Raw genomic sequence first — 15,217 nt, forward strand, 5'->3', positions numbered from 1 at the left:
CTAGTAGTCTATTTATTTTCAAATCTTTGAAGTTGGTCGATCATAATCTTTGATAAATCAGGGATTAATAATAGACGGGTCGTATAGTCATGTGAAAAAAGGCATTAAAAAAACAGCCTGCATCGCTGCCGGCTGTCCGTTTACTCAGGCTTAAGCTTCTCCAAATACCACCAGACCGCTTGGGCGGCCCTTCGGGCTTCCGCGCGAAAGGCGCTCTCTTCGAGCTGGGCCAGGAAGGCTTGCAGGACGGCTTCCAGGAGGGAACGGTTCGTCTCCTCCTGCTGCAGAACCATCAGGAGTCCCTTGGTGAGCTCCCTGGTCTTGGCCGGCTCCTTGGATTTCTGCACGGCCCGGTCGAGCTCCCGAAGCTCGTCGATCAGGGACTGCTTATCGGGTATCTCATCCTGTTCTTGATAGCCGATCAGCGACAAGGTCTGAAGGTCCATGATGTGCTCCCCTCTCTCCTGCATCGCTCTCAGCAGCACTTCCACGTAGGTCAGGACCCGGGGCACCGCCTCTCTCCATACGGGCTGCCCGCGGCCGTGAAGGTTGCGCCAGGTGTTCGCAATCTGGTGCAGCATGCCATGGCACAGGATCGCTCCTTCGTAGGCATACGGCCGGATCTCTTCGCCGTAGAGCTGGACGAGCCGTTCGGACAGCCACTTCAGCTGCATGCGGGCCAGGTCGGTCAGGTGGAACTCGCCGGAGTAGAACCAGGCCCAGAACAGCTCCGTTACCCGCTGCTTCTCGGGCAGCGACATGGGTATGGCAATCTGATCCACGAGCAGGTCAAAATCCGAAGCATACCCGCCGCTGCTCTCCAGTTCTTTACGGAGAAGCAGATCCTCCTGCAGGAGCTGCTCGAAGATCGCGACGACGCAGTCATTTTTGGATTCAAACCATTTATAGAACGTTCCCTTGGATACGCCGGACGCATCCAGGATCATCTGGATCGTCGTATTCGCGAAGCCGTGTTCCAGGAAGAGCGATAATGCCGTGTCTAACAATGCTTGTCTTCGGTTCGTCATGTCGGTTCCCCTTAGCTGCTGCAGTGATGGTTGCTATGATTTTATCATCACCTCCGGCTTCAAGGAAATAGCGTGCATTCAAAAAACACGGAGCAGCGCCGAGGCGTTTGCTCCGTGTTTCAGCTTAAAATCGGCTGTCCGATGGGGGCCGTGACAGCTGCAAATAATCAAATTGAACCCGGCTCCCCTCCCCCTTCGGAGATTGCGCCACCACGCCGGCTATAACCGGGGAAGGACACTTCAGCCCGAAATACCGGATCAGCCTCCACTCCTCTCCATCCGGAGAATAATAGAAGGAAATGCAGTCCCCGGCCTTGGTGATCCGCAAATACGGATTGTCGACCGTGACCCGCTCCGAATTGCAGTCATCCGAAGAACCGTCCCGGGTGACGACGGACACGATCGTCGGGTACGTGCCGTTAAACTCAAAGCAGAGCTTGGCCCAATGATCCGGCCCCGACATCAGCATCAAGCAGCCGGAATCATAGATATGCCGCATGTCCACCCGGAGCCGGGTGGTCAGCTCGAAGGACGGGTCGACCGGGAGATGCAGGAACGGCGCCGAGCTGGCCATATGCTTGCCTGCCGGGTCCCGGAAGAAGTCCGCTCCAGGAGGGGCTTCGGCGATCAGCCCGCCCTCCTCCGTATACGTCCACTTGTCCGGGGGATTCATCCAGCTTAATTGCTGCCTGGTTTCAGGGAGAAACAGATTGTTGTTCATGACGGAACCTACTTTCGATTGGTTTGTCTTTCTGACTGCCAGACTTCGCCCGCTGTATTGAAGTAATTCGCCGGCTGGCGGTGCTTGTCCTTGTAAGATAAACCAAAAATATGCAGAACCGGCCCGAGTCAAAACGGCTCCCCCTCCTTTAAGGATGAAGGGCTGTCAGTTATTCCTTCAGGGCTTCCGAATATTTTTTCTTCGTTTGCTTCATCCTAGACGGGTCACAATCATACTAAACCAAACCGAGGTGAGCTTTGATGAACAATAATCCGTCCGCAAATGCAGCAGCCCAGGGTCAAGCCGGATCGGCGGTTAATCCCCATCTGAACGCGCAGCAGGTTGAGCAGCAGGCTCAGCAGCTGATTCAGGAAGCGCAGCAGGCCATCTCCATGGCACAGCAGGCCGACCAGCTGTCCCAGCAGGCCCACCAGATCGCCGCGGCCAGTGCACAGCAATCCCAGCAGGCCGAGGCGCAGCTGCAGCAGGCACTGAACAGCAGCCAGTCTCTGACCAATGCAGGAGAAGCCTCTACCCAGCAGTAGCTTATCGTTATTCCGCTTAAACAACAAACCGGCTCCTTCGCAGGAACAAGGGAGCCGGTATTCTTTCATTGTCATCACTCGGCATACAGGTAGGACTTGACTCCGGGCCCGGCATAGGCCTTCCAGATGACGAGATTATACGGATGGGTCCAGTCGACCGTTTCCTGATTCCCGCGCAGTTCGTGAAGCCGGTTGCTGTTGAAGATCAACGACCCTTTTTGGTCGAAGGCAACCCCGTCCACCCAGAGCATCCGGTCGTCGGACACGAAAGGCTGAAACTTCCCCTCACGAGAGTATCTGCCGATTCCTTGATCCTCCAGCATCGTATACCATACATTCCCCTGGTTGTCCGCATGCATGCCGTCCGTGTTGGTTCCCTTGCTGCCCAGTGCGGTGACGGACTGTTCGATCTTCTCCATCGGAGTGGCAAAATCCCGCAGCAGCGCCGTATCAATCGCATACAGATTTCTGGCGCTTAGCGGCGAGTAGTACAGAGTCCTGCGGTCCGCCGACAGGGCGATGCCATCCGCCCCGGTCTTCATAGGCCGGTCCTGGAATACCGGCTTGCCCATGATGGAGAAGCGGAAGCCCGGGAAATCCTGTGTGCTGTAGTGTTGATGCAGGACTCGGCGGAATGACTTCGTCTTCATATCGTACACGACGAGTCCCGCTGCAACCGGCGAATCCTTCGATCCGTTGCCCGAATCGGTGATATACACGAACCCGTTTCTGTTGTCCACGACCAGGTCATTGAGAAAGGATGTCGTGTAGGAAGCGATGTGCTCCGGGATGGGTACCGAATCGATCAGTCGGTTCTCCGTCAGGTCCCAGACCACCAGCTTCTGCGAGCCGGGCTGCGACGGCTGGGACGCGATATGGCCCTGGTCGAGCATCCAGATGCGGTTCTGTTCGTCGATCTCATATCCCAGGACGGACTGAAGCTTATCCGGGTCTCCTGCCCGGTTCATCTCCCAGCTTGGGAACGGCTCGAGCAGCGGCTTGCCCTCCTTCATCACGATGCGGTTCATGGAAGCGGGAATGCCCGGATACCAGCGGGGAACCGATACATAGTAGCGGCCCTGCGAGTCCACCTTAACGCCTGCGGGAATCGCCGTCTTCCAGTATTGTTTGCTCTCGAACTCCTGCTTCATCGCAGGGTCGTTGAAATTCCAGTCGAGCCGGTTCCAGTGATAGACCATCTCAAAGGGGGCTGTCAGGGTATACGCTGACGGTGCGGCCGGGGCTGCCGGCAATATGTCCGCGGCATGGCCGGAGCCGGGCAGGGATGCGGCGGATACGGTTACAGCCGCAGCCAACAGAAACGTTGTACCGGGAAGCTTCATGACGGATATCGTCCTCCTTCATAGGCAAGTGGATTCATCTTGGGAGCGCTCGCCGTGGTGGGGGCTTCTCCTTGGACTTATCACCTGTTTTCCCGGCTCTGAAACAGGAAAAAGCCCTCTTCCAGCGAAGAGGGCCGCATCTTATTCAATCCACTGAATGACATCTTCCGCCTGTCTTCTGGCTTTGGGGCGCGGGTCCTTCTCCCGGTAACCGAACGCGGCCATGACGCTGACCCCGTACGCGCCGTCTTCCAGCAGGCCTTCCTGCTCCAGCAGCTCGTTCATCTTGTCCAGGTTGAAGCCTTCGACCGGGCAGGAGTCGATGCCAAGCAGCGCGGCCGCCGTCATCATGTTGGCCAGCGCGATATACGTCTGCTTCGACGCCCAGTCGAAGAGCGCGCGTTCGCTCTCGAACAGCCTGAAGTCTTCGCCCTGGAAGCTCGAATAGCGGGACATCATGGTCCGTACCGTTTCCTCCGGGATCTGCTTGATGCCGGTCATCTGATTCCAGAAATAATCGGTATCGTAACGCCCGTTCCTGCGTGCCAGCAGCACGACAAAATGGCTCGCCGTAGGCAGCTGCCCCTGAGCCCCCCAGGAGATCTCGCGCATCTTCCCGCGCAGCTCGGGATTCTGTATCACAAGGAACTTCCAAGGCTCCAGTCCTACCGAGCTCGGCGACAGGCGTCCAGCCTCCAGAATGACATGGAAATCCTTATCGGAGATCTTGCGCTCCGCATCGAAGCTCTTGGTGGCGTGTCTGAATTGGAATGCGTCCAGAAGTTCCTGGCGTTTGGTTTCGTTCGCACTCATATGTAAACCTCCCTGAATGATGTATGTGCGTTTGCTCCAGTGAAAATGTAGGTAACTTGTAAAAGGTTGATTAGTTACTTATTTTCACCACCTGTTATTGTAATGGTTACAAGAAAGGGTGTCAACTCCCCTTTCACTGGGTTCGAATGAAAGGATCCACGCGCAAAAAAAGCCAAAAAGACTGCTCTTCCCCGAGGTTCCCCTAGAGAAGAAGCAGTCCTCTTGAACGATATCCGGTGGTTACACCTGCGGAGTCCCCGTTCCCATGAGCAGAAGAGACAGCTCCGCCGGTGCATGGAGGGAGCTCTCTCCGTCCGCCGGTCCGGCCGCCGAACCGCCGGCCGCCATGGCTTGGATCAGCGTCTCGACCTGCTTGTCTGTCCAGATCGTACCGTCTGCGAATTCGAATCGTTCCACGCGCTGCCCTGCTCCGCCGAAGAAGTCCCGCACGAGAAGCTTCTCCGCCTCGCTGAAGAGCCCGAGGTCGTTCCCCTGGCGGTTCACCGTTACTTCCGGGGCGGAGACCGCTTCGAAGATCACCCGGTCCGTCTCCCCGCTCAGCCCCTCGTCGCGGATCGTATTCAGCAGGGCGCCTTCGCCGATCCGGTACGTATCCGATCCCCTGCCGCCGGAGAGGGTATTACCACGGGTTTCCCAGCCATGCACAGCCAGTTCATCGTTCCCGGAGCCGCCTCTGAGCAGATTCGATGCGTGTGTTGCGGTCAGCGAATCGTTCCCGTCGCCGCCGTCGAGCAGATTGAAGCTTGTGCCGGACGGATCATCGAGAAGAAGGGTATCGCTGCCCGCTTCGCCCTTCAGAACGGAATGGCTCAGAATAGAGCCATAATACGCACGCAGCGTATCGTTGCCCGTCCCTCCCAGGTACGTCTCTTCGCTGCCGCCTGCAGCAAAATTGTCATTGCCGCCGCCGCCGGAGTAGAGGTTGGAGCGGCTGTGGTAACTGCCATACTCATCGGAGCCAACAGAAAACCAGTCGTCCCCATATCCCCCGATCAATGTACTGTCAACCGCTCCAGAGGTGCCCAGGAAGTCGGTGTCCGCGCCGCCGTCGATCCGGTTCCCCGATCCTGCCAGAATGAAGAGGCTGTCTTCCCCGGTGCCGCCTATGGCCTGGTTGTGTTCCCCGCGAATCCGCAGCTCATCCCGCCCATCCCCAAGATCGAAGGTGGAGCGGTTCATCACCGTATCGCCGTAGTCGACATAATCATCTCCGGCTCCGCTGTGAACGGCAGAACGGTCCAGGGCTGCCTCCAGCCGGTCCTCCCCGAGTCCGCCGGTCACGAGAAGTTCGCTTCCGCTGACCGTAAGCTCATCGTCTCCTTCATTGCCATGAATCCGGCTGCCGTTCGAGACGACCGTGATCGTATCGTCCCCTGTCTCGCCATACAGGACATGGGAGTCCCCTTCCACCAAGAACGTATCCTCGCCGTCTCCTCCGTGAAGCACATGGCTGCTGCTCCCGGGGGCCGCCAACAGGTAATCCTCACCCGCTCCCGCGAAGATGTGGTCTTCTCCCGAGGGGGAAGCGGTCAGCACATCATTGCCCTTCGTACCAAATACCAGGCGCGGCTTTTGCAGCTCTTGTTCCATTCCGGCATCGTCCTCTCCGACATTGAATAAGGAATGACGAACTCCCTATACAGGAATTCCATATTCAAAATAGCATACTCATTCATCCTATAGTCTTATGTTTTCTTTAGATTCCCAGGTTTGTTCCAGCCACAAAAGAAAGAAGCCTGAGGATGATTACCTCAGGCTCCCTGCCGGCTCCGGCTACGCCTACGGCTGTATGCCCCAGACGAGGCTGCCGTCCTGGTGCAGAGTTACCCTGTTCCAGTCGGCATAGCCGGTCTTCGCGGGATCGAACGAGTAGTCGCCCGCCTCGTTGAGGCCGACCAATCCGACTTTGCAATGCGCAGCTGAATATCGCCGGTCTGTCCGCCGGCCGGGATGGAGCCTGCCGTGTCGGTGAAGCCCAGCTCCACATAGGTGTCCGCGCCGGGTCCTGCCGCCTCCCCGAAGCTCCGCAATACATTGGCCGAGCCGACCTGTGCCCAATCGACCCAGGCGTTCAGCGGCGGAGCGCCCTCCTTCGTGAAGTAGTAGCGGAGCTTGAGGCCGCTCAGCTTGACGGCGGTTGTGCCCGTGTTCTTGATATTGAACTGCGGGCCGATCGTATTGTCGGCGGCGTTCGTGTTCCCGGCACGGTACTGTACGGCCAGGCTGCCGGCCGGCGGTGCCGGTGTGCCGACGACCGACCAGTAGGCGGATTTGGCCTGGAGCCGCTCATCGAAGAGCAGCGGCCAGTCCTTGCGGTTCACCGGGAAGGAGCGCAGCCACGTATTGCCGTCGTCCTTGCCCCACAGCGTGACATTCGTGATCAGGTTCTTGCGCTTGCGGAAGAGCTCGAACAGCGCCTTGTATTTGTCCGCCTGCTGCTTCTTGAGGGTGTCGGGGAACGTCTCCAGCCGGTCCGTGTCGTTGGAATAGACGCCCATGTCGAGCTCGGTAATATGCTGCTCTACACCAAGGGCGGCGAACTTCAGCAGTGAAGTGTCGATCTCCTGAAGGGACGGGAAGGCGATGCGGATATGCGACTGGTGCCCTACCCCGTCAACCGGCACCCCTTTGGCCTTCAGCCGCTGCACCAGATTGTACAGCGCCTGGCTCTTCGCCGGCTCATGCGTATTGTAATCGTTGATGAACAGCTTGGCATCCGGATCCGCCTGACGGGCGAACAGGAACGCCTTCTCGATGTATTCCTCCCCGGCGATCTGGTACCACTCGCTGCGCCGCAGTCCGTCAGGCTGGGAAGCGTCGATGACCTCATTGACGACGTCCCACGCATCGATGACGTCTTTGTAGCGGCTCACGACCGTCTCGATATGCTTCTGCATCCGCTGGTAGAGCAGCTCTTTCGAAGCCCGGTTCCCCTGCGCGTCGCGGAACACCCACCCCGGCGTCTGGTTGTGCCAGATCAGGGTGTGGCCTCTCACCTGCTGGCCGTTCTCCACGCCGAAGTTTACCGCCGCGTCGGAATCGGCGAGATCGAACACCCCTTCCTGCGGCTCCGTGCTGTCCCACTTCAGCACATTGCCCGGGGTGACCGTGCCGAAGTGCTTGGCGATCAGCTTCCGGTCCGCCTCCTGGTTCATCTCGAAGTTCTCAAAGGCCGTCCCGACCGTAAAATCACCGGCAAACACATCCTTGAGCGACGGTATGTTCTCCTCGATCGTGATCGGACCCGCATCCGGCAGCTGCTCGATCCGGAAATCGTCCAGCAGGATGGACTGCGCCGGCTGATCCGGCGCCTCGAAATAGACGGACAGCTTGTTCGCCGCTTCCCGCAGCTTATACTGCGCCTCGATCTTCACCCAGCCGGACGAAGTCACGGCCGCCGAAGCGATCTGCTCATACTGCTCGCCGGCCGCAAGCGAATGCTGCAGGGACAGGTACACCTTCGTATTCGGCGAACCGGCGGGAAGCTTCAGCCAGCCGGAGACGACATACGATTGGCCCGCCCTCATCAGCGGCGTCACCTCCAGCGACGGCCCGTGCCAGCCCTTCGTCCGGCCGTCCACCTGCATGCCGTAGACGCCGCTGTGGGCGGCTCCCGGGGAGGCTGTCAGGATTTCGACGCCGCCGCGTCCGGTCCAGCCCGCCACCACCGCATCCTCGAAGTCATGCTGCAGGAGCACCGTATTGGCGGCGGAGACCGGAGCCGCCGCCAGCATGATCAAGGCCAGGGCCAAGCCGGAGATCCGGCCCGCTTTACTGCACTTCCAATTCAGTTTCATGGCACCTCATCCTTCCGTTGACCCTCATTCCCACTGCCTTCCTTAGTTGACCTGTGTCCATGCCTGCCGTCACTCACCCGGGGGCCGGGGCCGGGACAGCGTCCCTGCCCGGTTAGCCTCATCCGGGAACAGGAGAATGCTCTTTCTGTCCCGGCATGCAGCCCCAGAGATGAAGTGGACGGCGTAACTGCCTGAGCGGATTACGGCTGCGTGCCCCAGACCAGCGTGCCGCCTTGATGCAGCGTTATCCTGCCCCAGTCGGCATAGGCGGTCTTCGACGCATCGAACGAGTAGTCCCCGGCTTCGTTGAAGTTCGACCAGTCGGCCTTCGCGATGCGCAGCTGAATATCCCCGGTCTGTCCGCCGGCCGGGATGGAGCCTGCTGCATCGGCGAAGCTCAGCTCCACATAGGTGTCCGCACCCGTGCCTGCGGCCGTCTCGAAGGTCCGCAGCACGTTGGCCGAGCCGATCTGCGCCCAGTCGACCCAGGAGCCCAGCGGCTGGCTGCCGTCCTTCGTGAAGTAGTAGCGGAGCCGCAGATCGCTCAGTTGTACCGCGCTCGTACCGGTGTTCCTGATGTTAAAATGCGGCGCGATCGTATTGTCCGCCGGATTCGTGTTCCCGGCGCGGTACTGCACGGCCAGGCCGCCCGCCGGCTGAGGAGTCGTTCCGGCCGGCGTGACGCTGACCTGGACCGAATCCGGGCCGGCGCCTGCGCTGTTCACGGCGGAGACGACGTAATAGTACGTGGTGCCGCCTGTCAGGCCGGTGTCCGTGTAGCCCGTGCCGGTGACGCCGGTCGCCACGACCGTGTAAGGCCCGCCGCCGGCCGCCGCCCGCTTCACCGTATAGCTCGCTGCGCCGGACGAGGCCGTCCACGACAGCACCGCCTTCCCGTCACCCGCTGCTGCGGCCTTCAGCCCGGCAGGCGCCGCCGGCACGGCGGTGCCTCCTCCTCCGATCTCCGGCGGGAAGTTCGGCAGCGGCTGCTGGCCTTGGCCGTACTGCGCATAGAGCCCGGCGAGCGCTCCGACCAGCCCGGCATTGTAGTCGATGGCGACTTCGTTCTGCACATAATCGGTGATGAGATCGTTGTGCCGGTCGCTGCCGTCGGGACCTCCGACCAGGGCGCCCCACAGGATGTGCCGGTTATTCGGCGGGTCCGTCAGGCTGCCTCTGGTCGAGCCGTGGGCCGCGCGGTGATGCGGGTGCTTGACGTCCAGCTCGGGAGACGGGAAGCCGACGAGATACGAATAGCCCATCGGATTGCGGCCCATCAGATAATCCATCTGGCTCTTGGCCCACTCGGTGAACGCGGTGCCGCCCTTGTGCTTGTCGTAGATCAGCGCCAGCATTTGGGCGGCCGCATTGTAACGCGCAGAGCCCCATCCCGTTGCGAAGGAGAAGCCGGCCGGTGTCCGGGGGATATAGGCGCTGTCACCCGTGTCGCGGTGCGGCACTTTGCCGCCGGACCAGTACTCGAGGTTCCAGCGCGCCGAATCGGCATACTGGGCGTTCGCCGGGAAGAGCTCGGCGAGCCTCAGGACGACCCCGCCCCAGACGGTATCCCAGCTGTGGGTCCAGGTATTTTTCCACGTCCCGGTAGTGGAGCTCATGATCTTCTTGAGATCCCCCGTGTAGCTCGTGCCGGATACCCCGGCCGCATCCTGAAGATAACCGTTCTCCCCCGTGGCCGAATACAGCCAGACCGCCGCCCAGGCGAGCTCGTCGTCGTCCGCGCTGGAGTTGTAGAAGCCGTCGCTGTTCCCAAGGCCCCTGTACTGCCGGGCGAACCGGTACAGGGCCGACGCCGTGTCCAGGCAGCGTGCGGCGTAGGCTGCGTCGCTGTCCTTCATGTTCAGCGACATGATCGCCAGAGCGGCCGCCGCTCCGGCCGCCTGGTCACTGGCCGGCTTCTCGGCCGTGGCGAAGGTGGCCGGGCGGGGATACTTGACGGGGTCCTGCAGCTCCGGGGGGCCCCAGTACGCGTGATCCACCCCGCCGTCGCCCACCATGTAGCTGAAGGCCACGACATTCCCCTGCGCATCCCGGAATGTGGAGCGGAGGAAGTAATCGCTGAACCACCGCAGGATCTCCAGCATATGCGCTTCCTGCCCGCTGCTGCGGAACGCATCGCGGAATTCATAGAAGCCCCAGCCGAGCGTGGAGGCGGCATAGGTCTGCGGCAGACCGAACTTGACATGGTCCCCCGCGTCATGGAAGCCGCCGCTGACATCCACCGAGCCGTTCCCGTCGGGGTCGAGGACGGAGAGATTCCGGCTGATGAAGTCGGAGGACAGGTTGGTCATGTTCTTCGCCGTGCCGTTCACCCCGAGCGGCACCCGGACGTCCGAGAGCTGTGAATCGCCTCTCCAGGGCAGCCTTCCCCCGGTAACGCCGGGCCCCGATTTCTCCGCATCGTAGAAATAGATCGATTTCTGCAGCGCTTCCGCATAGTTGTAGGGCTCCGCCGCCCGGGAAGGCGCCAGGGGCAGCGCTCCCATCACTATCGCGCCCGTGAGCACAGACACGCCCAGGACTCGGGTCCAGCCCCCTTTTGCCATCGTCAATCGTTGGTTCAAAGCCACTCCCGCCTCTCCCTTCGCTGATAAAGCTGCTCCTGCTTCGTAACTCCGCCCGCCATCCAAGCGCCTCAATTCGGCGCGGAGCCCCATATGACGGAGCCGTTCAGATGAAGCGTGACCTTGTTCCAGTCCCCATACGCGATCTTCGTCCCGTCGAACGAATAATCGCCCGTCTCGCTGAAGTTCGACCAATCGGACTTCGCGATGCGCAGCTGAATGTCGCCGCTCTGCCCGCCGGCCGGGATCGAGCCCGCCGCGTCCGTGAAGCTCAGCTCCACGTAGGTGTCCGCTCCCGTGCCTGACGCTGTCCCGAAGGTGCGGTTCACATTCGCCGAACCAATCTGCGCCCAGTCCACCCACGATTGAAGTGCCTGGCTGCCGTCCTTGGTGAAGTAGTAGCGCAGCTTCAAATCGCTGAGCTTGACGGCTGTCGTGCCCGTGTTCTTGATATTGAAATGCGCCGCGATCGTGTTATCCGCCGGGTTCGTATTTCCGGCACGGTACTGCACCTTGAGCGTACCGGCAGGCGCCGCCGGGCCCGAAGTCGGTACGGCACTCACCTGCGCGGAATTCGCACTCTCCCCCGCACTGTTCGCTGCCGTGACCACATAGTAGTAGGTCGTGCCGCCCGTCAGGCCGGTGTCCGTATAGCTTGTGCCGGTGATGCCGGCAGCCACCGTGGTGTACGGTCCGCCGCTGGCCGCAGATCGCTTCACCGTGTAGCTCGCTGCGCCTGCCGAAGCGGTCCAGCTCAGTACGGCCTGCTTGTCACCGGCCGCAGCCGCCAGGCCGGACGGAGCCGCCGGAGCGGTCACCACGCCACCGCCACCGCCACCGTAGGTTTTGAGATTCGGAAGCTCATCCAAGGTCAGCACATTGGCGTGCTGGTAGACCTTCTTAAGATGGGCGAGCGTGTTCGTATTGCCGTCGGTCAGGAAGCTGCCCTCCCAGGTGCAGAACCAGCTCCAGTCGGTGTGATAGATGTCCATGAGATCCGGATCGGGGATGGAGCCGTTCTCCGTCATCGCGATCAGCTTGCGGTTCTGGCTGAGCGCCACGAGCCGGTCGTATTGGCTGACCTGGGGACTGTAATCGCCTGCCGCCGGGTAGGAGTCGAAGCTGACGACATCGACCACATCGTCACCCGGGTACCACTGAGGCGAGATGGAATTCCATACCCATATCAGGTTATGGATGTTATGGACACCGGTAAGCCGTTCATAGAGCAGGCGATACAGCGCCTTGCAGGGCTCCGGCCCTTTGGCGCCCCACCAGAACCAGCCGCCCTCCGCCTCATGGAGAGGACGGAACAGCACAGGCACCTTCGCGTCCTGCAGCTTCTTCAGCTGGACCGCAATGGCGTCGATGTCCCTCAGGAGCAGCTTGTAATCCTCGGACTCCGGATGGCTCATCGCATAGTCGATGTCGAAGGTCGTGGAGTCGGTGTAGAAGCCCCGCCACCACTCCTTGCCCGGCTCGTCAATGAGCCCTTTGGGCGCATTCCAGTGCCACGCGAAGGTTACAGCGCCGCCCTGGCGGTCCCAGTCGATCGCCTTTTCCGTTTCTGTAGAAGTGGAGCCGTGCTCCACACGGGAAGGCGAATATTCGATGAAATCGAACCCGACGAGGGCCGGCTTTTTGCCCACATTCGTCTCCAGCCAGCTTACGTTATTGTAGCCCTGCTGCCCCGCGAGCATCTTGCTGCCGTACGTGTCGACAAGGAAGCTCATCAGCGACTTCGCCTCCGGTGTCACCTGGGGATCGACAAGCGCTTTGGTGATCTGGTGCGGTGCAGGTGCCGGGGCAGGCGCCACCTTCAGATAGTCGATCTCGAACCATCCCCAGCCGCGGTCGATCCGGATCGTGTTGCTTCCCGCGTTCAGCAGCGCTTTGGTCGCCGGAATTTCCTTGAAGCCTGTGGTGCTGGCCAGGGCGATCTCGCCGGCCGGCTGTCCGTTCACGGCCAGCGTCGTCCGCTTGTCTCCATAGGGCCCGTTATAGCCGAGCCGGATCTCGTACAGCCCTTTCACCGGTACGTTCACCGTGAACGTCAGCGAATCCGCCGCATCGTCAAAGCTCGTGACATACCCGGACCCGGAGTAGCCGAGTGAAGCCGTACCGACCGTCGTTCCGGCCAGCAGCCCGTCTTCCGCTTCGTAAATGACAGAAGAGGCTTCCCCTGTTCCTGCCGCCGCAAGCGGGACTCCCGCCAGCAGGTTCACGGCCACCCAGCCGATCACCATCCTTCGTTTGGTCACCATACCTCTCTCCTGTTTGATCATAATACCTCTCTCCTTTTTAATCACAATACCTCTCTCCTTTCGTGGTCCGGCCGGACCTCCAGGCCCGTACCGACTTGCATCCTGTTTGGCCTGGGTGCGTAATCCGGATCATCCTGAACGGACCTACCGCCTCCCCTCTTGTCCTGTCCCCAAGCCACCTCCTCCCCTGCCGGCTGTCCGGCAGCGTTCCATTGGGGATGGTATGCTCATTATAATTTTTGGGGTAAGGTATTCTCTAACAGTTATGTAAGCATTTGAATAGCACTTTGGTGTCTTTTGGGCGGCCAAACCAAAAAGGACTGCCGGTCACCCGGCAATCCTTCCTGATCTGAACATTTTATCAATATCTTACTGCTTCTGAAGCGCCCACTGGAGGTTGTAGCTCGTGCTGTCGCCGTACTGCTTCACCACGGAACCGGCAGCGGACTGGCCGCCGTTGTCCAGGTACAGGCCTGTCCCACGGTTCTTGAACTTGACGTAGCTGCCGCTGTAGATGATCTCCCACTGCTGGTTGTAGCTGGTGCTGCCGGTCCACTGGCCGGCATTCGAGCCTGCAGCCGTGCGGCCCAGACCGTCAATGGCCTTGCCGGTAGTGCGGTTGATCAGCTTGTAGTACTGGCTGCTGAGGTTCACGATCTCAAACTGCTGGTTGTAGCTCGTGCTGCCGGTCCACTGTACGAGGTCGGCGCCGTCGGTGGTGTTACCGAGACTGTCCAGATACAGCGAGGAGAAGCCGCGATTCTGCACCTTGTAATACCCGCTGCTGGCGCTGTAGGAAGGCCATTTTGCCGCATCCCAGTACAGGTCCGTAATCCGGAGCGTCGGGAAGTTGCTGTTGTTGGCATCGTAAGCGTGACGGACCATGACCCACTTGCTGCCGTCCCAGAACGGCTCTTGACCGCCCGGACCGCGCCATCTCGAGTCGCCCACTTCGAGGATCGTGCCGCCGCCGTTCATCATGCTCGTCCCGGCCTTGTCGACATAGGGACCCGTAATGCTGGTGGAACGCCCGTAAGCGATCTTATAGGTGCTGTTCGCCGCCTGGCAGCAGTAGTCGAACGCGACGAACATGTAATAGTAGCCGTTCGTATAGACGATCTTGGCGCCCTCGATCGGGTTGTTGGCTACGCCGGGTCTGGTCGCGATGGTTTGAATCGCTGCGCCGGAGGCCGGCTTCATCGTCGCCGGGTCGAGCTTCACCAGCTTGATGCCGGAGAAGAAGGAGCCGAAGGACATCCACAGACTGCCGGAAGCATCCTTGGTGATTCCCGGGTCAATCGCATTGTAATCCTTGGACGAGTCGGAGCTGATGACCAGCCCGTCATCTCTCCAGTCCCCTGCGGCGATGCTCGAAGCCGACATCAGACCGATCAGGGAACGGTTCGTGCCGAATTCGGAGTAAGCGTAGTAGAGCCAGTAGCGGCCGTTATGGTAGATGACATCCGGCGCCCACACTTCATTGACGGCGGTCGTTCTCGTCACATAATTGGACCACCAGGACAGAGGGGCTTTGAACATCGGCGTGCCCTGCGTCCAGTTCTTGCCGTCGCTGGAGTATTTGACTTTGAGATAGTCCCCTGTATAGAACTGCCACCACGTATTCCCTTCCTTGATCACCGTTGGATCATGCGACTCCACATTCCCGGATACAGTCCATTCGGCGGCGGAAGCCGGCAGCGCCATGGTGAAGGTCATCAGCAGGGCGAGAAAAAGGGTCATCAGTTTTTTTCTGTTCAAAATTCCTGTCATCGAATGCATCTCCTTTGTGGTTGATACCGCAAATATTGACAGCCGGCAGGTTGCCTGTCTTTATGTACTGTAAGCGCTGTCAATAAAGGACTGCTGAAAGATCTTTCTTTCTATTGCATAGTCCTTTTAGTTCACAAGATTGTAAATTGCTGTGAGCCTCCTCTGGATGTGATGAAAATAATCCGTAAGCGCTGTCATCCTCTTGGTTGTCATAACCCTCCCTCGCTTGATGTAGCCTTATTCTATATTTATTTTATGTATTTATCAATAGGTTTAAATAAAATATTTACCCAAGGTTGATGAAAAGTTGATGAAGAAGCCCCGATGAAGCGA

The 15,217-nt window shown here is 59.8% G+C and carries 9 protein-coding genes and 1 pseudogene; 1 reads left to right on the top strand and 9 read right to left on the bottom strand.

Annotation, left to right across the window (positions count from 1 at the left end; genetic code table 11):
* Positions 1 to 140: 140 nt before the first annotated feature.
* Entirely contained in the window at positions 141 to 1,028 is an 888-nt protein-coding gene (locus PM3016_RS19935) for a TetR/AcrR family transcriptional regulator (protein WP_014370688.1), read from the bottom strand.
* A 124-nt stretch (positions 1,029 to 1,152) separates the two neighbouring features.
* Positions 1,153 to 1,749 (bottom strand): DUF1349 domain-containing protein, encoded by a 597-nt coding sequence (locus tag PM3016_RS19940; protein WP_014370689.1) that lies wholly within the window; start codon positions 1,747 to 1,749, stop codon positions 1,153 to 1,155.
* 260 nt (positions 1,750 to 2,009) lie between these two features.
* Between PM3016_RS19940 and PM3016_RS19945 the strand changes: the two genes are divergently transcribed.
* Positions 2,010 to 2,294 (top strand): hypothetical protein, encoded by a 285-nt coding sequence (locus PM3016_RS19945; protein WP_014370690.1) that lies wholly within the window; start codon positions 2,010 to 2,012, stop codon positions 2,292 to 2,294.
* 74 nt (positions 2,295 to 2,368) lie between these two features.
* On the opposite strand, the gene PM3016_RS19950 is transcribed toward PM3016_RS19945, so the two are convergent.
* The 7 genes and pseudogenes from PM3016_RS19950 to PM3016_RS19980 all read right to left on the bottom strand — a co-directional run bounded on the left by PM3016_RS19950 (position 2,369) and on the right by PM3016_RS19980 (position 14,884).
* Positions 2,369 to 3,637, bottom strand: coding sequence for an L-dopachrome tautomerase-related protein (locus PM3016_RS19950; RefSeq protein ID WP_014370691.1), 1,269 nt, complete (start codon positions 3,635 to 3,637; stop codon positions 2,369 to 2,371).
* A 141-nt stretch (positions 3,638 to 3,778) separates the two neighbouring features.
* Entirely contained in the window at positions 3,779 to 4,450 is a 672-nt protein-coding gene (locus PM3016_RS19955) for an NAD(P)H-dependent oxidoreductase (RefSeq protein WP_014370692.1), read from the bottom strand.
* A 240-nt stretch (positions 4,451 to 4,690) separates the two neighbouring features.
* Entirely contained in the window at positions 4,691 to 6,061 is a 1,371-nt protein-coding gene (locus PM3016_RS19960) for a calcium-binding protein (RefSeq protein ID WP_014370693.1), read from the bottom strand.
* 189 nt (positions 6,062 to 6,250) lie between these two features.
* Positions 6,251 to 8,268, bottom strand: a pseudogene (locus PM3016_RS19965) (endo-1,4-beta-xylanase).
* A 200-nt stretch (positions 8,269 to 8,468) separates the two neighbouring features.
* The gene (locus PM3016_RS19970) at positions 8,469 to 10,832 is read right to left on the bottom strand and encodes a glycoside hydrolase family 9 protein (protein WP_041619188.1); all 2,364 of its coding nucleotides are present in this window, start codon (positions 10,830 to 10,832) and stop codon (positions 8,469 to 8,471) included.
* 89 nt (positions 10,833 to 10,921) lie between these two features.
* The gene (locus tag PM3016_RS19975) at positions 10,922 to 13,135 is read right to left on the bottom strand and encodes a glycosyl hydrolase (RefSeq protein ID WP_014370696.1); all 2,214 of its coding nucleotides are present in this window, start codon (positions 13,133 to 13,135) and stop codon (positions 10,922 to 10,924) included.
* Between the two features lie 348 nt (positions 13,136 to 13,483).
* Positions 13,484 to 14,884: a family 43 glycosylhydrolase gene (locus tag PM3016_RS19980; protein ID WP_013918322.1), complete on the bottom strand. Its 1,401-nt coding sequence runs from the start codon at positions 14,882 to 14,884 to the stop codon at positions 13,484 to 13,486.
* Between the last annotated feature and the right edge of the window lie 333 nt (positions 14,885 to 15,217).

The sequence above is a fragment of the Paenibacillus mucilaginosus 3016 genome, assembly GCF_000250655.1.
GTDB lineage: Bacteria > Bacillota > Bacilli > Paenibacillales > NBRC-103111 > Paenibacillus_G > Paenibacillus_G mucilaginosus.